This is a genomic window from Prevotella pallens ATCC 700821, from assembly GCF_000220255.1.
Lineage (GTDB): Bacteria > Bacteroidota > Bacteroidia > Bacteroidales > Bacteroidaceae > Prevotella > Prevotella pallens.
The window spans coordinates 495,442-518,722 of the sequence record NZ_GL982513.1 but is presented as its reverse complement, the minus strand read 5'-3'; the positions used below and the strand labels follow the sequence as shown (position 1 = coordinate 518,722).

The window sequence follows — 23,281 nt, the reverse complement described above, 5'->3', positions numbered from 1 at the left end:
TGATAATTAGACCATAATATTATCATATTCATATCCCCTTTTTGCTTTATACAAAAATAATGAATGGTAGTGTCTAAAAAAGAGTGTAAGTTCTCTCTACTTTTTCTTAAGACTGTACTTTTGTTTACTCCCTTATTTCTGGCATCTCTTATTTTCGTGTTAGTAAATTGAATATTTTTATAATGAAGATATTATTTAAACGCAAATAGCAATAATTCAAGAAGAACAAGAAGAAAGATACAAGTATAAAAAAGACTCGCAAACTTTCGCTTACGAGTCTTTTTATTATTTATTCAAATGTGAATTAGTAACCTGGATTTTGTGTAAGGTTTGAATTCACTTTTATTTCACGTGCTGGAATTGGCCATGCAAAGAACTTAGAGTCTGCAGGAAGAACCTTGTCTGTGAAGTTTTCACCTGTGACAACTAACTTATCAGCAGCCTTTGGTTGAGCAGGACGACCATTGAAGCCCATGTGATTACGCTTTAAGAATAAGAAACGTTGTCCTTCACCAACCATTTCACGGAACCATTCGTCACCAATCTCGTCAATACTTGCACCTGTTGTTTGAGCACCACGAGCATTTTGAAGTTGATTCAAGATAGTTACAGCATCTGTTGTTTTACCAGCCTTAGCATTAGCTTCTGCATTGATTAGATACATTTCTGGTAATAAGAATGGTTTAACCAAATGACGGCTATTAGGAACTGATGTTGTAAGTTCAGGATTACCCATATAACGTGTGAATAGATAAGCATTTCCTACAGTTGCACCACCTATATAAAGGATAGCTCTTTCATTGAACCAATTCTGGAAGCGTAAATCACCTGCTGTGTAGAGAGAGATTAACTTCTGTGAAGGAAGGTAATATGGTTGATAATAATATCCCTTAGGGTTCCATGACAAAACAAATCCTTGGTTGAACTCTGTACGAGTAAACATATAATTTGTACTAGCACCATTTTCTTGGATATTACCAGCCAATTGCATAATAGCTTCAGTACCCTTATCGTAAGTGTATTCAGCTTCAAATGCATCTTGAGTGCTTGCCAATGCGAACTCAGGGTTATCTATAACCTTCTTAGAGTACTCAGCAGCCTTAGCATAATCTTGAATATCAAGATAGTAACGTGCGTAAAGAGCATCTACACCTGAAACTGTTGGGGTCATCTTGAAGTTTGCAGTAGTAACTCCTAACATAGGGTCAACTCTCTTTGTTGCAATTTCTGCAGCAGCAATATCAAGGTCAGCTTTAATTTGGTCGTAGACAGCCTTAACAGTTGCACGAGCAGGTTTTGCTTCGATATCATTTTCTAATACCAATGGAACAGCTTCATCTGTAGCAGCAGTTGCAGGGTCGTATGCCTTTGCAAAGTGGCGAACTAATTCGAGATATGCATTAGCACGATAGAAGTGAGCATATCCGTCATAAAGTTTCCCTTTTGCTACAGCATTTGCATCAGAGCTATAGTCTTGTAAGAATCTTTCAATCTGGTTTATAAAGATATTGAAGTTCTTAAGCGAGCCATAATGTTGTCCCCAAGTTTCGATGGTATTTTGGTTTGATGCTGTAAAGTCTGCATCGGAACGGTGAATAGCACCATAGTTATTACCATAAATATTGGTTGCATTGAAGCCATCGCACATTACTTCAGCAGGATAAATGAGATCGCCATAGAATGATGCACGATAAGATGCATTAATACCATTCAAATAGTAATCAACATTCTTTGTAGTGAGGAGATTCTCTGTGGTTTCTCCTTTTATATAATTATTTGGCTCAAGATCTAAGTTACATGATGTCAACGACAATGCGCCAAATCCTGCAATGAGCAAAAATTTATTGTATTTTTTCATATCCGTTTCTCTTATTAATTCAATTATGAACTATAAATTAGAATGTAACTTCAACACCGAAGAGTATTTGTTTAGTGTTACCAAGCTTACCGTATGTAAGGTTACCTGCTACTTCAGGATCTAAACCGGTATATTTTGTAACGGTGAATAGGTTACGTCCAGTAAATGTAAACTTAAGACCTTCTACTACATGTTGCCATGCAAGTAAAGATTTAGGCAATTGGTATCCAATCTGTAAGTTCTTCAAACGCATGAAAGAAGCATTTTCCAACAAGTGTGAGTCGAACTGCATTGTATAGCCCTTGCTCCAATCTGGGAACTTAGCATTTGTATTATCAGCACGCCAGAAGTCATTAACCATCTTGTGTTGGTTGAATTGAGTGCGAGCGAAACCGTAGTTAGCGTAGAAGTACATATCGTTGTTTACAAGATACTTACCAAGAACTACAGAGAAGTCTGCAGAAAGCGTAAGTCCCTTCCACCCTGCACTGATGTTGAAACCACCATTGAATGGAGGATTAACACGCTGACCAGAACTCTGTGTCAATGCAGCTTCATCATAGTTAGAAGTTACGCGAGACTTATCTTTTGTTGTTACATCAACATCGCTACCTGGGAGATACCACTGTGGAGAACCATCAGCAGGATTTACACCAGCCCAAAGTGGCAAGTAGAACATAACAGGTTTACCAACTACATAAGCTGTTTTAGCATTAGCTAGCTCCCAACGGTGACGACCTTGGAATAGTTCAGTAACCTTTTCATTGTTGTAGTTGAAGTTAATACCAGCACGAAGATAATAGTCGCGACCACGAAGAATATCGTAACCCAACTTAACATCAATACCAGTATTTTGCATTGCACCTACGTTACGCATAAGTGAGCCATAACCACTAGTGTATGGATAAGGTACGTCCATCAACATATTAGTAGTTTTACGGATGTAATACATCAATTCGAAGTCTAACTTGCTGAACAATCTACCATCTAAAGTTAGTGAGAACATACTTTGCTTTTCCCATGTTAATCCAGGGTTAGAAGGATGTGTATAAATCCAAGCAGCATTTGTATCATAGTTTGTTGTAGCACCAATCAAACCAAGAGCAGCGTAATCGCCAATTTCAGAGTTACCTTGTGTACCGTAAGACACCTTGAAATCCAAGTTATCAATCCACTTATACTGATTCATAAATGCCTCGTTCTTAACTTTCCAGAGGAAACCTGCAGCCCAGAATGTAGCATTCTTGTTATCTTTACCAAAGCGAGAGTTTGCGTCGTTACGAAGAGTGAAATCGATAAAATAACGATTGCTGAAGTCATAATCAAGACGTCCAAAGAATGAGAGAGAGCGCATATCAGTAGCTTCTTCTCCTAATGTATAAGATTCTTTCTTACCATTTTGGAGAAGCATCAAGTGATCGTCAATCTGACCTGAAGACTGTGCATAGAAGTAATCGTAGCTTGTCTTAAGACCTTCTTGTCCACCCAATATTGTGAAGTGGTGGTCATCGTTAATATTGAATGAGTATTCAATTGTATTGGTGATGGTATTTGTGAAACCATAATTAAAACTCTTACCTCTTGAACCCTGAGAAGCAAATTCGTAAGAAGCCTTAGTCATCCAATTATCACGTATGAAGTACATATCTGTACCCAAGCGAGACTTAATCTTCAAATCTTTAATAGGTTCTAATTCGAAGAATGCGTTTCCAAGAATACCGTAGCGTTCGTAAACGTCTGGACCATTTTCCATATCGTACTTTGGATTTGTTAAGTTAGTTCCAGGGTATTTCTTTGCATAATCTTTACCAGTAGCTGGGTCGATAGCAGGATACATAGGGTTAATAAGGAAGCTAAGACCACCCATCAAGTAAGCAGCGTTCTTGCCAGAGTTACCAAAGTTTGAGTTACGTTGTCTCTCGTCGTATGAGAAAGCAATATTCATACCCATACGCAACCAGTCCTTAGGACGTGCAACGATATTTGAACGGAAGTTGTAACGATTGAAATAGTTACCATAAGCAGCACCTCTTTGATGGAATTGACCAGCACCAACCATATAAGATACACGTTCACCACCGCCCTCAATGCTCAAGTCGTTTTGAGTTTGTGGGTTGTTGAATTGCATCATGTGGTTGTACCATCTTGTATCAGCATCATAAAGATGTTCAACACCATTATCATCTGTCCAGCTGTATTGCTTATTAATCTTTTCATCAGTAATACCTATCTTATTCCAGAAGCTTCTTAATTCAGAAGAGCTCATCATATTATGGTATAGTCTCTTATCAGCAGGTGTAGAGATACCAAATTGTGAGCGGAATGTGATGTGCGCCTTTTGGTTGAAAGAACCGTTCTTTGTAGTAACGTAGATTACACCATTAGCAGCACGTGAACCGTAGATAGATGTAGCAGATGCGTCTTTCAATACAGAGATATTCTTAATATCGTTAGGGTTCATTGCCATAATAGCACGTGAAGAAGATGGAATACCATCGATTACGTACAATGGAGTAGAGCTAGCGCCGATAGAACCGTGACCATGAATATTCATAGATACGGCATTATCTCCAGCTTCACCTGAAGATGAAAGAACGTTCAAACCTGCAACCTGACCTTGCAAAGCATCGAGCGCAGAAGAAGAAGGAGCATTCTTTAATTTGTCGGCATTTACAGTTGTGATACTACCTGTGATTGAACCAATCTTTTTGGCAGAACCGTAACCAACAACAACAACTTCTTGCATAGTCTTGCTATCTGATTCAAGCACTACATGCATATTTGCAGTTGCCTTTACTTTCTTAGGATTCATACCTACGTATGAAAACTCGAGCATAGCACCAGCAGGTACATTTAACTCAAACTTACCATCAACGTCTGTTTGAGTTCCATCTGAAGTACCGAGTACCTTAACAAAAGCTCCAATTACAGGCTGATTATCTTCTGCCGAGATAACAACACCCGTAACATGTGTCTGTGCCATAGCCATTCCTAAACTTAAGAAAAGGCAGGCGAGAAACATTGTTAGTCTTTTTTTCATAAATCTCTCACTTTTAAATTTAATTATTAACAGTTATTGTTTCATTTTGCTTGGGAGTTTTGTCCCAACTTCTCATAGCTTAGTTAAAACCGAAAGTGTTTTCATCTTTTAACGTAAATGCAAAGATAGTGTATAGCATTTAATAGAACAAATAAAATTAATAAAGCAACTATCTTTTTCACTTTTATTAACTCTAAATAAATTAAACCCCTACAAAAGATGAGCAGAAATGCGTGTTATGTTGGTCGTTAAGGTGTTAAGCTTGTAGTGTTTATGAAGTAGAAATAAAGATATATTATCAAAAAAGTGTATGCCATAAATAAGAGTAGAAGTTGTCTCACTTCTTCATAGAATATGCTTTTAGCATTTTTTGTATGTAGGCTTTAAAAGCATCGTTTTCCAGGATATCTATATCCAAATATAAGCCAAGTACAAATCGTCCGAGCCCTCTAAAGTCGCAAACTTCTATATTGAGCAACCAATCTTGTTCGCTAATTGGTGAGAGATATTTCGCTCCATGCGGATATTCCTCTACAAATATATTATAAGCAAGCTGACCAAGTCGCAATTTAACGTTATAATGTGTTTCGCTACTAAACATAAAAATATCTGTAAACACTTGTCGGTGATAGCATTCGTATATCCATTGTGTATTCAGTGTTTCTATATGCTGTATTCTGTTAAGACGAAAAGTTTTGTTTGTTCTTGTTTCTATTTCATGGCAACGTACATCTTGATTGTTATTCATAAGGAGAAACGGTTCTACTACACGATTTGTTACAGAATGACTGTGTGGACTAGAATAATCTACAAAACGAAGCATCTTTTTATTTTTAATGGCATTAGTTATAATCTTCACCTTATTAATATGATTTTTCCATGTAGTAGAGTTTACACTTTCCGAGAAGTTATAAGTGCGATCTAGCTTTGCTCGCAATTGGCTTACCATATCGCTGCTATTATCTGCCATAAGCAATATATTATATATGGTGTGTAGCTCGTCGTCGGTAAACTGTAGTGTTTGCGATAATTTGGTAAAGAAGAGAGAACGTCTATCTATATGAAACTTATTATCTTTTTTAAAAAGAATAAAGCCTGCCGACTTAATAAAATCAAGCAAATAGTAGATTTGACGACGAGATATATTCATTAGTTTGCTCAACTCAATGGCTGTATAACCTACAGAATCGGCAAGTAACATAATAAGCTGAAGTTCGTTTTCTAATTTAGAATAACGCATAAGGTTTAAAGATTATATTTTAAAATCGATACTTAGTTCTTCAGGAGGAAGCAACGTAAATGATTTTCGATGATAAGGCGAAATGCCATATTTTTTTATTGCGGCACGATGTTTATTAGTTGGATATCCTTTATTCGATTTCCAATCGTATTGCGGATATTCTTCAGCGATGGTCTTCATATAATCATCACGATAAGTTTTTGCAAGAATAGAGGCTGCAGCAATTGATAGATATTTGCCATCGCCTTTCACTATAGTTGTATATGGCACATCGTTATAAGGTTTAAAACGGTTACCATCTACAATAATTGCTTCTGGTTGAACCTTAAGCGCATCTAATGCACGGTGCATAGCTAGAATACTGGCATTGAGAATATTTATCTTATCTATCTCTTCTGCTGTTACCACTCCAACTGCCCATGCAACTGCATCGTTCTCTATTATAGAACGTAACAAATAGCGTTTTCTCTCAGACAATTGTTTAGAATCGTTCAACAATTCGTTCTCATAGTTTGGTGGAAGAATTACTGCAGCTGCATAAACGCTACCAGCCAAACAGCCACGTCCAGCCTCATCACAACCTGCTTCTACCTTATCTGTATAATAAGCACTCTTCAGCATATATATTATATAACTAAACTTTTTATTTGTGCGCAAAGATAGCATATTTTACTAACAGAGAGAAGAAGTAATAAAAAATTATGATAAGTGGCATTTACTACTCTACCTATACAGCAACGTTGCACATACGAATAACTGTGCTGAAACATACTGGTTATAAAAACATAAAATTAATGCAAGGTTACACTAAAAAGGATTGCACATTGTGTGTGTACAATCCTTTTTATCAATGAAGCTGCAATAATGAGGAAGTAAAAAGATACTAAAAAACTATTCAAGTAAATATTAATATTTACCTTTGCAAAGGTTTATAGATTATCGTCAATTATTAAAAACAAATGTCTTTTCTAAGTCTGACAAGACAGGAAGTTTAACAACAACAATAAAAAGGACAGAACAAATGAAAATTATTTTGCTTATTATCTTATTCTTTATACATTACTTTTTATCTATAAAAACTTATAAGAAATATCAAGGCAAGAAGTTGTTATTTCTTTATCTTAAATGGACTGTAGGCGCATGTATTCTGGCTGTCCTTACCTCTGTTATGGGTAATTGCTTCCCTACAATGGACAATAGGGAGCTTTACATTATGAGTACAGGTACTATAATAATCATCAGTTTGTCCAATCTAATGATACTTGTGCTAACAACCGTATTCCCTTATACACTTTCTCTTATGAAGAAACTAGCATTAAAAAATGGGGTTCAGCTGCCAGAGAATTACGATGAGAAGATAAATAAAAAGCAGACATGGCTTTTCAATTATCTTAAGATTATGCAATTGGTAATGTGTACCGTTGCAATATTAGCAATTATGTTTTTATGAAGAGGGTGTGTCAAAATGCAAATACCATTTTGATAATCTTACAGTTTGAAACAATCCAATAAAAAATGACCATTTCTGTACTCGATTTTGAGTAAAGAAATGGTCTTTTCTTTGCCTTTAGAAGAGCCCTACTTATAGATTGAAAGTTGTCAAGTTATTAATTTGCATTTTGACACACCCTCCTTTTATATAACGTGAGTTTCTTACTAAAAAGTAGTTCGAAAATTTTATTATTATAAAACACGAAAAATTTAATTATAAATTTTGAAATTATAATTATAAAATAAAAATTTATTATTATAATTTTTGAGGTTTGTAATTACTGCCTTCTAATAACAATAAATTCAACAAGTTATATTATTGTTTTTATTGAAGATTCGGAGGGATATATTAAATATTCAATAGGAAATATAAACCACAACGAAATATACAACCTTCGAAATTAGATTTATCCCTCATTTTTTATTTCCAAATTCGATACTATATAACATTGACCTCGTCTTTAAATGACAATGTATGAAGTATTTCTTATTATTAAATAAACAAGAGCTATAAGTACCGAAAGCACAATACTAATTATCGTTATTCCATAACAAATAATTTTTGAAGGAGGTTCGTTTATTATATTACGAATTTTCTCACTTCGATAATCTATTTTATCATCTGCCATAATCTTTTTTATTAAGAACCCAACTCCAATTGGTTTTTCACAAGATTGTAGTATGCACCACGCTTCTTAGTAAGTTGTTCATGATTTCCAACTTCCATAACTCTTCCTTTATCTAAAACCACTATTTGGTCAGCATTCTTAACCGTACTAAGTCGGTGTGCCACAATAATTACAGTTTTACCTTTATAAAAATCATTAAGGTTTTCTACTATCATACGTTCATTGTTAGCATCAAGCGAATTGGTAGCCTCATCAAAAAATATGTAATCAGGGTTTTTATATACAGCTCTTGCTATCAAGACTCGTTGCTTTTGTCCTTGACTCAAGCCAATTCCATCACGTCCTATCTTGGTATTATACTTTAAAGGTAGCCCCATAACATATTCCTTTATACAAGCTATCTCAGCTGCTTTTTCCAATCGTCCTTTATCAATTTCATTATCATCAACAGCAATATTGCGTTCAATTGATTCTGAAAAAATAACACCATCTTGCATTACTACGCCACACTGACTACGCCACCATTTTTTATTTAATGTATTTATATCGGTTTCACCAATAGAAATTCGTCCATTCAAGACAGGATAATAACCCAACATTAATTTTATCAATGTTGTTTTTCCGCTACCCGATGCTCCAACAATGGCGGTTACTTTTCCCTTAGGAATACTAAGTTTAACATTGTCGATAATATTTTTTGGAGCATAGTGATCGTATTTAAAAATAATTTCTTCTAAATCAATTCCTTTGTTATCTTCTTTTACAGCCTCTTTCAAACCATTCTTTCCATTTTCATCATCCATGCGATGAATTTCATTTATACGTTCAAGGCTAATTTTTACATCTTGTACATTATAAAAGAATCCCATCAGTTGTTCAACAGGAGAATTGAGCTGACCAATAATGTATTGAACAGCAAGCATCATACCCAAAGTAAGTTGTCCATGTATTACAGCTGTAGCAGCAACAACTGTTATGACTATATTTTTGAGTTCGTTAATAAATACACTACCAGCTTCTTGTGTTTGCTGAAGTTTCAGTGATTTCATCTGTACACCAAAAAGATCTGCTTGAATATCTTCCCATTCCCAACGACGGCGTTGTTCACAATTCTGAAGTTTTATTTCTTGCATAGAAGTAATAAATTCGTAAGTTTTGTTGCTGTTTATAGCTTGCTGTTCAAAAAGTTCATAATTAAGTGCTTCTCTTCGTCTAAGAAAGAGAACAAGCCAACCACCATAGAACAGACCTCCCAAAACAAAAATAGAAAATATCACCCAATTATAAAATAATAGTACGATACTAAACACTATAAATGTAAAGAACGAGAAGACAATGCTGAGCGTTTGGTGCATTAGAAAATCATTCACGCGACCATGGTCTCCCATACGTTGCATTAAATCACCTATCAACTTTGTATCGAAAAACGACATCGGTAGTTTCAAGAGTTTAATAAAGAAGTCGCTCAATAATGAAATATTAATGCGCATTGATATATGAAGCAGCAACCAACTACGTATAAAGTTGATAGCCGTACTGCTTATCGTCAACACCAATTGTCCTAATAATATCAACCAAATAAAACCTATATTTTGCTTTTTTATACCCACATCCACAATCGCTTGGGTAAGAAAAGGAAAAATAAGCTGTAATAAGCTTCCAGCAAGTAGCCCTAAAACAATCTGTCCAAAATATTTACGATATTTTTTTATGTAACCAAAGAGAAATTTAAATGACCTTTCACTTTCGTGTTTGTCATTAGTTGTTATCTTATAAAATTCAGGAGTTGGTTCTAAAAACATCGCAATTCCTTCTTCTGTACCTTCAGAATTTATACTAATCCAATGCTTTTTTAAATCCTCAAGGCTATATTTTAAAAGACCTTTAGCAGGGTCTGCGACATAGAACATTTTATTATTCTTAACCTTGTATAACACCACAAAGTGTTTTTGATTCCAATGAAGAATACAAGGTAATTTTGAATTTTCTAATGCACCTATAGAAGTCTTCAAAGAAAGAGACTTAAGTCCTATTTCATTTGCTATCTGAGTAATAGCAAATAGTGAGATTCCTTCATTTGTACAAAAGCTTCGTTTCCTCAGATATATAGAGATATGGTCTTTTCCAAAATACCTACATATCATTTGTAAACAAGTAATTCCACAGTGCATTGAATCACGTTGCTTTAAAAAAGGAAATGAGTTTAACATAACTTCAATAATGAGTGAAAGAGAATATTTTACTTATCTTTTGTTATTATTTACATCAATCAACACATTCATCTTTTAGGAAAAAATTAATTAATTCTTTTTGGGATTAATGTTGAACTTCCATACAAGAGAAAACATTACATAGCGAGGTATACTATTATTCCAAGATTCTGTACGTCCTTGCGAATTAATTATGTAGCGGATGTTTGACAGCTGTTGCAGCAGGTCAAACCCTTGTAGTTTAGCGGTAAGATGTCCTTTTAAGAAGGTACGTGCCAACTGAATATTCCAAATCCAATCTGTAGTATTCATCTCAGATTGCTGATAGCCTCGCCTTGCAAACATTGTCATATCGGTGGTCAATTGCAACTCCCAAGGCAATACAATTTGTGCATTCAGCCCTATGTTGTAGTCAGATGCCTTGATATTCTCAAAGCCTATACGCGCACTATTTATAAAATAGTATTTTCCACCCGTATGGAATGTAAATTCATAGTTGTCGTTCAGACGATAATTAACCTTCAGTTCATCGCCAAACTCCCAGTTATTTACAATGCTTCGTTGGCTTTCAGTGCTTCCTGCTATTGAAGCCATATCTACACTGTGGTTATAATTCGTAGAGAAATTGTTACTGAACAAGATTTTGTTCGCTTTATCTAATGCACGTTTAAACTCTACTTCAAACTTTGTATTCCAATTGCCATTCACACTGGTAGGATATATTGTTGAAATTCCTGTAGCATTATCGAAGATGAGCGCGTATGCCACTTGGTTGTCTGTTCGGTGATAATTGGCAGATAAACTAATTGTTTGTTCCTTTTCTCCATTAAAGGTAACATTGGCTTCTACATCATAATGATGCAGGTTGCGTAAGTTTTTATTACCCAATCGAATGTTCAGAGGGTCGCTGTCGTTGCGATAATCTGCTGTGGCAAGCAGAGTTGGAAAGTCTGAATTCATACGTGCAGTAAACACCCACGATACATTTTCGTCCCAATGGTATAATTCTATGTTCGGTTCAAAGAACAGTTTGCGGCGAGAAAAACGTTGCTCACTAATACCATAATAATAGAAATTGGCATTTAATAAACGTAGCGGAAGGTTTAGTGAAACAAAGCTATTTAATACTTTAATCTTACGATTAAAATATTTAAAATTAAACCTGTGTTCGTTTCGATACTCATTGAAGCGATAGCTATTGTTATTATCCAATACAGAAAGAAGTACATTTGAAGCAGAAGGCAAGACATTAAACTGATTAATATCTCTTCCTGCAAGCCAGTCAAGACGGTAAAGCAAATTACTTGCCTTGTTGTAAGTATAGGTATAAGAATAACTTGGAGCAAACGTTGTCTTACGTATATTTATATCATAGCCCACACCAGCAGATAGCTTCAGCTTCTGATTGGGCATATCAAAGTAATTGTTACGAAGGTCGTTGGGCTGTCCTCCTTGAAAATATTGAATGTTATTCAGCATAAACTGCTTTTGCTTATTACGATTGTAACTTACAGAAAAGTCTCCTCGTATCAAGTCTGTGATGTACTTAACATAATTGTCTGTCGAGAAGTCAAAGTTGAAATCGCTTGACTCAAAACTATTTCTCGATAGCAAAGCATTCAGCTTTGTTGTTTCATTTGCAGTGGCGCTGTTCGTACTTCCAAACCCATTATTGCGCAGATAGGAAATACTAAGAGAGTTAGATGTAGAGTAATTAGTCTTATCAATAGAAAGACGGTTTATGCTTTCCCACTTATCCGAACTATTCAGTTGTTTGCTATGATTGTGTAAGAATAAGTTTCCTTCAGGCAAATAAGTTTGCGTATGTGTAATAGACTCGTTGTCTGTACTGATATGTTGCCAAGTGTTTCCGGTTGAGACCCACGATCTTTCATTATTCAAGAAACGTACATACGATACACCTGCGTTCTTTACTGTAAGCAAACCGTTGCCCACTTCTTGCGGTTCCCATTCTCCAGTGAGTTCGGCACGTTGATTATCGTTCAGATTATTGATATTGAAGAAAGCTCCCATACGTTCTTTATCGGAGAACTTCATAGCAAAACCACGTAGCTTATAACGCTTCTGTGTGCCACCGCCAGCTTCCAAATCGCCCATATAGCCCGTTGCATATTCTCGTTTTAGTCTAACGTCCATCACGTAGGTATTATCTCCCATATTACGTTCCATCAGTCTCGACTTTATTCCTGCTTTATTATATACCTTTATTTTATTAACTGTATAGGCAGGAAGGTTCTCTAAAGCCAACTTTGGATTACCTGCAAAGAATTCCTGCCCATTTACCAAAAGGCTCTGAATGAACCTTCCATTCACATAAATTCTTCCGTCTTTTTCCAACTTTGCGCCTGGCAATCGAGCTATTAAGGCATCAAGCATATTGCCTTCAGCTAAGTTAAAGGCATCGGCATTGTAGACTATGGTGTCGCCTTTCATTACCATTTTTACTTTTGAAGCAACCACAGTAACTCCCTTCAGTTCGTGTTCTACAATCTTTGTCATACGTATTTGCTTCACCCCAATATAGTCTTCACGAGTGCTTCGCAATTCGCAATTCATATAACAAACGTCGTAACCCTCTTTCTCAGCCTTAACAATGTATTTTCCTTTCGACGTTACAGCATCTTTAAATTCATAATAAGCCTTGTGATAACCAATATCGTAAGGCATCTCTTCTATTTGTGCCGTTATCGTATCAATAACAACACTGTCGGCAGTCATTAAGGTTATTTTGGCTGTAACGCCCATGCCTGTCATGTTATCAACAACAGACCCTTGAACAGAATGCTTATAATCGTTCGCTTGAATTGGTAAAGCAAAAAACAGTAATGCTACATAAATATAGCCAACATACTTTTTAATACAGATATTTCTCATAATTCCAATTCGGTTTTTTAAAGGTGTTAAAAGAAGCTTAGAAAGCTCCGCATAGGTTAAAACTTATACAATAGATGCTATAATCACATTATACAATATAAAGTATTATGCTATCTACAGGCTGCAAATATAAGAAAAAAAATGGACAAACAAACATTAGTGTTACATTGATATAAATTTAACTTTTATTCATAATAAACCAATCCTTAAATCTTAATATCATCGTTTGTTGTTTTGCCCACATCGTATAGTATTATTTATATACCAGCAGGTCTATAATATGTATTGGTAACTGATATGAAGGAATGATAAATTTAGGCAGTCAATAGTCATAGCCTGTTTCTGTTTTGTTGTAGAGCCACTTTCTATACAATAAGCGCATAATGCGTTATGCAGGTTATAAAGACTATGAAGTCTACTGATAGAACTGACGGATTGGAGAGAAATGACGAAAAGTGGAGAGACTTTATAAAATAAATTGAGTGTAAAGAATTTCGCTTTTACACCACAAAACACCTAACAACACGTTGTTATAAAGCTGTTTACAACAACATACAAATAAAAACAGTGCAGAATAACGCATTGCATAATATACAGCTAAATAAACGTTTTTTAGGTGCTAAAATATAGAATCACAAATGTTGTTGCTTTTTATGATGTCTAAAACGAAACTTTCAGATATCTGAGACGAACGGGATAGATATCTGAAACAAGCGTTACAGATATCTGAGAAAAAAGGAACTAACGTCTGACTGATTTTTATAACTATTTGCGGTGTTCTATCTCTAATAAATCATTATACCATAACAGTATCAAACGTTGGTTTATACTATTACATCTTCCCATCATCTTTTATATTCTTGTAAGCCAATTCTGGTTATCTTTCTAACTTGCCGTTATTGGCTACACCTTCGTTAAGAACCAAATAAATCTGCCATAAAATAAACCCAAATGCGTAATTAGAACACAATATGAATAGTTATTATTATTATGGATTGTTTCCTAACATCATTTATTTTCTTATCGGCATCTTGTCTGCCTTTGTAACTTGACGTAGCCCGCTACGCCTGCATTGCAAAGACAGACAATCTACTCGATAATAAAACAAAATATGTTTAGGCTCTAATTACGTATTTGGGTTAAACCCAAATACGTAATTAGACCACAATATGTATAGTTCTTATTACTATGGATTGTTTCCTAACATCGTTTATTTTCTTATCGGCATCTTGTCTGCCTTTGTAACTTGACGTAGCCCGCTACGCCTGCATTGCAAAGACAGACAATCTACTCGATAATAAAACAAAATATGTTTAGGCTCTAATTACCTATTTGGGATAAAACAGAATATATACATTCTACAAACAAAGAGAGCCGTTTTTAGCTGGTAAAAACGGCTCTCTTTTGCAAATTTCAAATAACAACAATTGTTTCTTAAAGGAATATCTTATAGCGAATTTGAAGTAATCTTAGCTTTATAACTTCAGCGAATATTAAACATTAGTTCGTAATTCTGTATCAAGCAACACCCTCTATAAGAAATATTTAAGAACTGTTTGCTAAAACATTTTTATTACTCTTTTAATACCAGCCACAAGCAAATCAACCTCTTCTTTCGTATTGTAGAGTGCGAAAGAAGCACGAACTGTACCAGAAATATCAAAGCGTTCCATAAGAGGTTGCGCACAGTGATGTCCTGTGCGAACAGCTATTCCGAGTTGGTCGAGAAGCGTTCCTAAATCCATAGGGTGTATGTTGCCAACAAGAAAGCTAATAACAGCATCGTGATTGGCTACATTTATATTAGGCACACCAAAGAAACGAATATCTGGTATTGTACGCATTTGCTGTATTGCATAATCGGTTAGCATTTGCTCGTGCCGCTGAATGTTATCCATTCCTAATGCAGAAACATAGTCGATAGCGGTAGCCAAGCCGTGTGTTGCAACATAGTCGGGTGTACCTGCTTCAAACTTCAAAGGAGGACGTTCGAAGGTAGTTCCGCTAAAACTAACATGTTCTATCATTTCGCCACCCCCCTGATATGGAGGAAGTTTGTCTAACCAGTCTTCTTTTCCATAAAGAACACCAATGCCAGTAGGTCCATAGACTTTATGTCCGCTGAAAGCTAAGAAATCGCAATCCAACTCTTGCACGTCTATTGCAAAATGAGGAACGCTCTGTGCGCCATCTATCATTACAGGAACATTATGGGCGTGGGCAATACTAATTATTTCACGAACAGGATTAATTGTTCCCATTACATTGCTAACGTGTGCTACACTAACGAGTTTTGTTCGGTTGGTAATGAGCTGTTGGAAAGCCTCCATATCAAACATACCTTCATCGGTGATAGGAATTACTTTCAGCACAATGCCACGACGTTGGGCAAGTATTTGCCAAGGAACGATGTTAGAATGGTGTTCTACATTAGATACAATCACCTCGTCGCCTTCGTGCATAAATTCTTCACAGAACGAAGAAGCAACAAGATTAAGACTTTCGGTTGTACCCCGAGTAAATACTATTTCGTTTGTAGAACGGGCATTGATGAACTTTCGCACCGTTTCGCGTGCCGCTTCGTGTAAGTCGGTAGCTTGTTGAGAAAGCCAATGAATACCACGATGCACATTCGCATTTACGTTAAGATATTCGTTGCGCATAGCATCTAACACACAGAGAGGTTTCTGTGTGGTAGCTGCATTGTCGAGATAAACTAACGGTTTTCCATAAACAGTGCGTGAAAGTATAGGGAAATCGGTACGCACCTTAAATATATCATACATAAGCCTTACTTCGTTTTATTTGCACAGTTGGCAACCACGACACTTATCGAGTTCGCCACGGAAACGTTTTTCTACCAAGTGGTGGAGACGGTCGCGAAGAGGAACAAGTTCCATTTTATCGATTACTTCGTTAACGAAAGCAAACTCAAGAAGGAGTTTGGCTTCTCTCTTATCTATACCACGCTGCTGCATATAGAAAAGAGCAGCATTGTTAAGCTGACCAACCGTTGAACCATGATTACACTGAACATCGTCTGCATAGATTTCGAGCATAGGCTGAGTGTACATGTGAGCGGTAGAAGAGGCGCACAAATTTTGGTTTACTTCGTGCGAAAGTGTTTTCTGTGCATCTTTTGCTACATATACAAGTCCGGCAAAAGCACCCACTGCGTGGTCGTCGAGAACGTATTTATAGAGCTGATTACTTGTACAATTTCCTACCGAGTGATTAATAACGGTATTGTTATCAACGTGTTGATGTTTGTCGGCAACAACACAACCATTCAGGAAACATTCGCTACCTTCGCCGCTGAAAGTAAGGTCGAGCTTGTTGCGTGTTACACCGTTGTGAAGTGTAATAATATTATGCGACACACGACTATTTTTTTGCTGGTCGATGTAAACATTTGAGATACGTACATTCTTTAGGTGTGTTTCTTCCAGACAGTTCAACTCTAACTTTGCATTGTTGCCAACATACGCTTCGATTACTTGTGTAGCAAGAAACTTACGATCGTCGGCAGAGTCGTCGCAAAATAACATTGAGAGTTCTGCACCATCTTCGAGCACGATGAGTATACGGCGATTGAGCATTAAGTTTACATCAGAACGAAGTATGTTAATAACTTGTATTGTGCGGTCGGCTTTTACATCTTTCGGTACATAAACAAACAAACCATCTTGCGCTAACATTGTATTGAAAGCTGTAAGAGCATCTTTCGCTGTATCGGCAAGTTTAGCATAATGCTTGGTTATGATTTCACTATGTGTTTTAAGTGCATTTAAGAAGCTGTCTACTACAATACCATCGTTGAGCTGCGGTTTAGGCAATTGGTCGGTGTAGAACTGATCGTTCACAACAAAATAGAGTGAAGTATTAAGATCTGGAACGTCGCACTTAAACTCTTCGTATGGATTGATGGGCATTTTCAATCGTTGCAAATTCAATCCATAATCGGGCGCAAAAAGCTTTGAGATATCTGTATATTTGTAGCGTTCCATCTTTTTCGTAGGAAAGCCTTGTCTTTTAAAATCTTCGAAAGCCTTATCGCGCACCTTATTTAAGACATCGCAGGAATGTTGTTTTATCATTCCTTGTGTCTCGTTGTATAAGTCTATATATTGTTTTTCGCTTTGCATGTTTAGTCTTTCTATTTATCTACTTCTGCTTTTATCCAGTCGTAGCCACGTTTTTCTATTTCACGTGCAAGTTCTGGACCACCAGTTTTTACGATACGTCCTTTATAAAGAATATGTACTACGCTTGGTTTTATCATATCCAGAAGTCTATCGTAGTGGGTGATAACGATGGTAGAAGTTTCAGCAGTGTGCATTTTATTTACTCCTTCAGCAACAATGCGCATAGCATCAACATCAAGTCCAGAGTCGGTTTCATCTAAGATGCTGAGCTTTGGCTGTAACATTGCCATTTGGAAGATTTCATTGCGTTTCTTTTCACCACCTGAAAATCCTTCGTTTACAGACCGATGCGAAAGTTTTGAATCTAACCCTACGAGGTCACGCTTTTCACGCATCAACTTCATAAAATCAGCTGCTTTCAAAGGTTCTAAACCTTGATATTTGCGTTTTGCATTTACAGCAGCCTTCATAAAGTTAGTCATACTTACGCCTGGTATCTCTACAGGATATTGGAACGAAAGAAAAATGCCCTCGTTAGCACGTTCGTCTGGTCCCATTTCTAAGAGGTCTTTACCATTGAACACAGCCGAACCATCGGTTACGGTGTACAACGGATTACCTGTAAGTACTGCACTAAGAGTTGATTTTCCAGAACCATTTGGTCCCATAATGGCATGTATTTCGCCATCTTTAACAGTAAGGTCTATACCTTTCAATATTTCTTTATCTGCAATAGTAGCATGCAGATTTCTTACTTCTAACATGTTGTTTTTGTATTATCGTTTCTTAAATAATAAATTATCTAATGCTCCTGCAAAGATATCTCCTACGAAATCTAAAAAGAGGTCTCCCATTGCTTGTCCGAAAGTATAATCTCTGTCTTCCCAACGTGCTCTTTCAAGAGCTTTTTCCTGTTCTGCGAACAGACTTGGAGGGTCGGGAACATAAAACTGACCACAATAGAAAGCTCGTGAATTTATTTTAGGTTCTACCATTCTTTCACGTATAAGAATTGAGCCTGAATTGCATAGTGTATCGTTTTTAACTTTCTGTTCTATAACGTACTTCTGCCAACTTTTAGGTTGCCACCCTTGAGCTATAGAGACAGAGAATGTTAGCAACAACGCTATTAATAGAGCTATTTTCCGCATACATTTGTATCTTTGTATTGGTAAACCTTTCGCTGGTTGCATATAAACACTTCTTTGCGACCTCATAGTAATTTGTATCTATCCCACAGTACCTTCCAGCGTAACTGAAAGAAGTTTCTGTGCCTCAACGGCGAACTCCATAGGAAGTTTGTTCAATACATCTTTTGCGTATCCATTGACTATTAATCCAATAGCATCTTCCATAGGAATGCCTCGCTGATTACAATAGAACAATTGGTCTTCGCTAATTTTCGATGTTGTAGCTTCGTGTTCTACAATTGCCGAATCGTTATGTACGTCCATATAAGGGAAAGTGTGTGCACCGCAGGTTGAACCTAAGAGTAACGAATCGCAAGAGCTATAATTTCGGGCATTATCGGCATTGGGCGCAACACGCACCAATCCACGATAAGAATTCTGACTTTTGCCTGCCGAAATACCTTTTGAAATGATGGTGCTCTTTGTGTTCTTACCCAAATGTATCATTTTAGTGCCTGTGTCAGCTTCCTGATAATTGTTGGTAACGGCTACTGAATAAAATTCTGCTTGCGAATTATCGCCACGCAAAATACAAGATGGATATTTCCACGTAATAGCCGAACCTGTTTCTACCTGTGTCCAAGATAGTTTAGAATTCTTGCCACGCAAGTCGCCTCGTTTAGTTACAAGATTCAACACGCCACCTTTTCCATTCTCATCGCCTGGATACCAGTTTTGAACCGTTGAATACTTCACTTCTGCATTTGCCAATACTACTATTTCGACTATAGCTGCATGAAGTTGATTTTCATCTCGCATTGGAGCCGTGCAACCTTCAAGATAGCTTACATACGAATCGTCGTCGGCAATAATCAATGTTCGTTCAAACTGTCCCGTATTCATTGCATTGATACGGAAATAGGAACTTAATTCCATCGGACAACGAACACCTTTCGGAATATATACAAAAGAGCCATCGCTGAACACTGCAGAGTTGAGAGCTGCGGTAAAGTTATCTTTGTAGGGAACAACTGTTCCTAAATATTGGCGAACTAATTCGGGGTGTTCCTTCACAGCTTCACCTATCGAACAAAAGATTATTCCTTTTTCAGCCAGCTGCTTTTTGAATGTTGTTTTCACCGACACTGAATCCATAATAGCATCTACAGCAACACCACTCAATGCCAAACGCTCTTCAAGCGGAATACCTAATTTGTCGAAAGTCTTTTCCAACTCTGGATCTATCTCTTTATTCTTAGGTTTCTTTGCTAATGGATCGGCATAGTATGAAATTGCCTGATAGTCTATCTCTGGCAAGTTTAAATGCGGCCATTTTGGCATTTCCATTGTCTGCCAATGATGAAACGCTTTTAAACGAAAATCGAGGAGCCAATCTGGTTCCCCTTTCTTCTTCGAAATAAGCCTAACGACATCTTCGTTTAAGCCTTTCGGGATTATATCCGTATGTACATCGGTAGTGAAGCCAAACTCATATTTCTGCTCGGCGACCTTCCTTACATACTCATTACTTTTATTTTCTGACATTTACTTTTTACCTTTTTAGACGGGGCGAAACAATAGAAGACAACAAACAAGACATTCTATTATTCTTACGCCACCTTATATATATAGTATACGACAAACAAAAATTGTGCCGATACTCTTACATATCACATTTGTTACCAAAAATCAAGCCGCCTCACTTTTCCTTTGGAAATGAGAGGCGGCTTGGCACATCAGTCTTAAAGTTTTTGTTCTACCTCTATTTCTGTGAATGTTTCTATCATATCACCAGCTTGGAGGTCGTTGTAATTAACAAGAGAAATACCACATTCCAATCCTGTTACAACTTCTTTTACATCGTCTTTATAACGCTTCAAAGCGCTTATAGCTGCAGTATGAACAACAATACCATCGCGAATAACACGTCCTTTGTCTTTACTGTGAACTTTACCTTCTGTAACTACACAACCAGCCACAGTTCCGACCTTAGATATTTTGAACACTTGTTGTACTTCTACCTGACCAGTAACTATTTCCTTCTTTACCTTATCAAGCATTCCAACCATCGCTGAAGTTACATCGTCAATCGCATCGTAAATAACCGAATAGGTATTAATTTCTACTCCATCACGCTCTGCCAATTTACGAGCATCTGCAGAAGGGCGTACTTGGAAGCCAACAATTACGGCATCGGAAGCGGCAGCGAGCATCACATCATTTTCAGAAATCTGTCCGACAGCCTTGCTAATTACATTTACTTTTACTTTTTCAGTAGACAGTTTGATAAATGAATCTGAAAGTGCTTCGATAGAACCATCGGTATCGCCCTTTACTATAATATTCATTTCATGGAACTCACCACGAGCTATTCGATGAGATATATCTGACAAGGTCAAACGTGTCTGAGTACGCAAACCTTGTTCACGCTGTAACTGTTCACGTTTATTGGCAATATCGCGTGCCTCTTGCTCTGTTTCCATAATATGGAAAGTATCGCCAGCAGTTGGTGCACCATTCAATCCTAGTATAATAACTGGTTCGGCAGGACCAGCCTTTTCTACACGCTGATTACGTTCGTTGAACATTGCCTTAATACGACCCCATGAAGTTCCTGCAATAATATTATCGCCTATCTTCAATGTACCATTAGAAACAAGTACTGTGCTGACATAACCACGTCCTTTATCCAATGAAGATTCTATTACTGTTCCAGTTGCATTGCGATTAGGATTAGCTTTCAAATCAAGCATATCAGCTTCGAGTAAGACCTTATCAAGCAAGTCTGCAACGCCTAAACCTTTCTTTGCACTTATTTCCTGACATTGATACTTTCCACCCCACTCTTCTACAAGGAGGTTCATTTGCGATAAGTCTTCACGTATTTTATCTGGATTTGCACCAGGTTTATCAATCTTGTTAATGGCAAATACCATTGGTACGCCTGCTGCTTGGGCATGTGCAATTGCTTCCTTAGTTGTAGGCATAACAGAGTCATCAGCAGCAATAATAATGATAGCAATATCTGTTACCTGAGTACCACGAGCACGCATAGCTGTAAATGCTTCGTGTCCAGGAGTATCAAGGAATGTTACTTTACGACCATTCTTTAACGTTACACTATAAGCACCAATATGCTGTGTAATACCACCAGCTTCGCCAGCAATTACATTGGTATTTCGAATATGGTCGAGCAACGAAGTTTTACCATGGTCTACGTGTCCCATCACTGTTACAATAGGCGCACGGCTTACAAGGTCGGTTTCTTCGTCCACGTCTTCGCTAATAGCTTCTTGCACTTCAGCACTTACATATTCTGTCTTAAATCCAAATTCATCAGCTACCAAATTAATTGTCTCGGCATCAAGACGCTGATTTATTGACACCATAATACCTACAGACATCAAAGTTGAGATAACCTGCGTTACAGGTAAATTCATCATAGTAGCCAACTCTGAAACAGTAACAAACTCTGTAAGTTTCAGTATCTTACTTTCCTTGCGTTCTGCCTTAGCCTCTGCGCTCAATCGTTCTTGAACAGCCTCGCGCTTCTCTTTACGATATTTAGCACCTTTCTTATTTTGACTCTTACTTGTGAGACGTGCAAGTGTTTCTTTTACCTGGCGTGCTACAGCTTCATCATCAACCTCTAATGGTTTCTGACTACGGTTATGCCTTTTCTTTCCACCAGTAGCATTTTTGCTATTGTTATTATTGTCGTTAGTATTCTTTTTTCCACTACGCTTACCACCTTGTTGTTGATTTGCAGCAGCATTTATATCTACGCGTTCCTTATTTATACGGACACGCTTCTTCTTGCCCTGTGCATTTTGCACAGACTTATCTTCACGCTCTTTTCTGCGTTCCTCTTTCGTCTTTTTCTTTGGGCGTGTGCTTTGGTTTATACTACTAAGGTCTATTTTACCTAAGATATTTACCTTCGGCTGATTTAGCATTTTCTTCTCATTTGATGTTTGGAATATGCCATTATCTTCAGCTGTAATTTCTTTTTCAATCTTCGTCTCGTTCTTTTCTTTTTCAACCATAGGTTCCTTCTTTAAGGTTTCCGATGTAGATATATCGGCCTTCTGCGTATTTTCAGCTTTCTCTGAGCTTTCCTTTGCAGTTGCTAGTGTTCGAATTTCTTCGACCTTCTCTTGTACGGCAGCTTTCACCTCAACAACTTTTTCCTCTTTAGATGCATTCGACTCTGTCTTCTTTCCGACTGTCGTCTGTTGTTTATTAATTCCTGCATCGTTCTTTCTATCTTTCTTTTCCTTCGAAGCAACAGGCACTTTTGCCGTAGGTTTATTCAACTGTTCAAGATCTATTTTTCCAAGAGTCTTAATTTTTGGAAGTTCTTGTTTCGTAACTGTTTCCTTCTTTGGTTCAAATGCTTTCTTCGTGCGTACTTTATCTTTCTGCTTCTTTTGGAAGATTTTAGCAGCATCATTCTTTACAACCTGATCGGGTTTAAACTCCTTTTCAAGCGCTTTAAATTGTTCATCGCTAAGTTTGAAGTTTTGATCTCCTTTCACTTCTCCCAGTTCTGGTCTCTTTTCCAAGAACTCCACTGCCGTTTGGAGTCCTATATTTAGTTCTCGAATTGCTTTGTTTAATCTGATGCTCATTAATATTTCTTT

At 36.9% G+C, this 23,281-nt stretch carries 13 protein-coding genes; 1 reads left to right on the top strand and 12 read right to left on the bottom strand.

Translation table 11 applies throughout. The annotated features are described in order from the left end of the window. Window positions 1-304: 304 nt before the first annotated feature. The 4 genes from HMPREF9144_RS02070 to rnhB all read right to left on the bottom strand — a co-directional run bounded on the left by HMPREF9144_RS02070 (window position 305) and on the right by rnhB (window position 6,759). Window positions 305-1,858: a RagB/SusD family nutrient uptake outer membrane protein gene (locus HMPREF9144_RS02070; protein WP_006044166.1), complete on the bottom strand. Its 1,554-nt coding sequence runs from the start codon at window positions 1,856-1,858 to the stop codon at window positions 305-307. A 37-nt stretch (window positions 1,859-1,895) separates the two neighbouring features. After that, on the bottom strand, window positions 1,896-4,898 hold the full coding sequence (locus tag HMPREF9144_RS02065; protein ID WP_006044165.1) for a SusC/RagA family TonB-linked outer membrane protein: 3,003 nt from the start codon (window positions 4,896-4,898) through the stop codon (window positions 1,896-1,898). A 337-nt stretch (window positions 4,899-5,235) separates the two neighbouring features. Next, the gene (locus HMPREF9144_RS02060; protein ID WP_006044164.1) at window positions 5,236-6,138 is read right to left on the bottom strand and encodes a helix-turn-helix transcriptional regulator; all 903 of its coding nucleotides are present in this window, start codon (window positions 6,136-6,138) and stop codon (window positions 5,236-5,238) included. A 12-nt stretch (window positions 6,139-6,150) separates the two neighbouring features. Continuing rightward, window positions 6,151-6,759: a ribonuclease HII gene (rnhB, locus tag HMPREF9144_RS02055; RefSeq protein WP_040595496.1), complete on the bottom strand. Its 609-nt coding sequence runs from the start codon at window positions 6,757-6,759 to the stop codon at window positions 6,151-6,153. Between the two features lie 400 nt (window positions 6,760-7,159). On the opposite strand from rnhB, the gene HMPREF9144_RS02050 reads away from it, so the two are divergent. Beyond that, window positions 7,160-7,588, top strand: a complete 429-nt coding sequence (locus HMPREF9144_RS02050) for a lantibiotic ABC transporter permease (RefSeq protein ID WP_112316970.1) — start codon at window positions 7,160-7,162, stop codon at window positions 7,586-7,588. A gap of 681 nt (window positions 7,589-8,269) precedes the next feature. Here the strand turns inward: HMPREF9144_RS02050 and HMPREF9144_RS02045 are convergent. From HMPREF9144_RS02045 to infB, 8 genes are all read right to left on the bottom strand, one after another. Then, window positions 8,270-10,468 (bottom strand): peptidase domain-containing ABC transporter, encoded by a 2,199-nt coding sequence (locus HMPREF9144_RS02045; protein WP_040595361.1) that lies wholly within the window; start codon window positions 10,466-10,468, stop codon window positions 8,270-8,272. Window positions 10,469-10,558: 90 nt separating this feature from the next. Beyond that, window positions 10,559-13,363 carry an outer membrane beta-barrel protein gene (locus HMPREF9144_RS02040; RefSeq protein WP_006044158.1) on the bottom strand — a complete coding sequence of 935 codons (2,805 nt, stop codon included), beginning with the start codon at window positions 13,361-13,363 and terminating at the stop codon, window positions 10,559-10,561. Window positions 13,364-14,922: 1,559 nt separating this feature from the next. Then, window positions 14,923-16,149, bottom strand: coding sequence for an aminotransferase class V-fold PLP-dependent enzyme (locus HMPREF9144_RS02035; protein ID WP_006044157.1), 1,227 nt, complete (start codon window positions 16,147-16,149; stop codon window positions 14,923-14,925). Between the two features lie 15 nt (window positions 16,150-16,164). After that, the gene (gene sufD / locus HMPREF9144_RS02030; protein ID WP_006044156.1) at window positions 16,165-17,508 is read right to left on the bottom strand and encodes a Fe-S cluster assembly protein SufD; all 1,344 of its coding nucleotides are present in this window, start codon (window positions 17,506-17,508) and stop codon (window positions 16,165-16,167) included. Between the two features lie 11 nt (window positions 17,509-17,519). Next, window positions 17,520-18,272, bottom strand: a complete 753-nt coding sequence (gene sufC / locus HMPREF9144_RS02025) for a Fe-S cluster assembly ATPase SufC (protein WP_006044155.1) — start codon at window positions 18,270-18,272, stop codon at window positions 17,520-17,522. A gap of 12 nt (window positions 18,273-18,284) precedes the next feature. Continuing rightward, window positions 18,285-18,701, bottom strand: a complete 417-nt coding sequence (locus HMPREF9144_RS02020) for a hypothetical protein (protein ID WP_006044154.1) — start codon at window positions 18,699-18,701, stop codon at window positions 18,285-18,287. Window positions 18,702-18,737: 36 nt separating this feature from the next. Then, window positions 18,738-20,183, bottom strand: a complete 1,446-nt coding sequence (gene sufB / locus HMPREF9144_RS02015; RefSeq protein ID WP_006044153.1) for a Fe-S cluster assembly protein SufB — start codon at window positions 20,181-20,183, stop codon at window positions 18,738-18,740. Between the two features lie 197 nt (window positions 20,184-20,380). Continuing rightward, a complete protein-coding gene (infB, locus tag HMPREF9144_RS02010; protein ID WP_006044152.1) occupies window positions 20,381-23,269 on the bottom strand; it encodes a translation initiation factor IF-2 in 2,889 nt (962 codons plus the stop codon). Window positions 23,270-23,281: the final 12 nt, after the last annotated feature.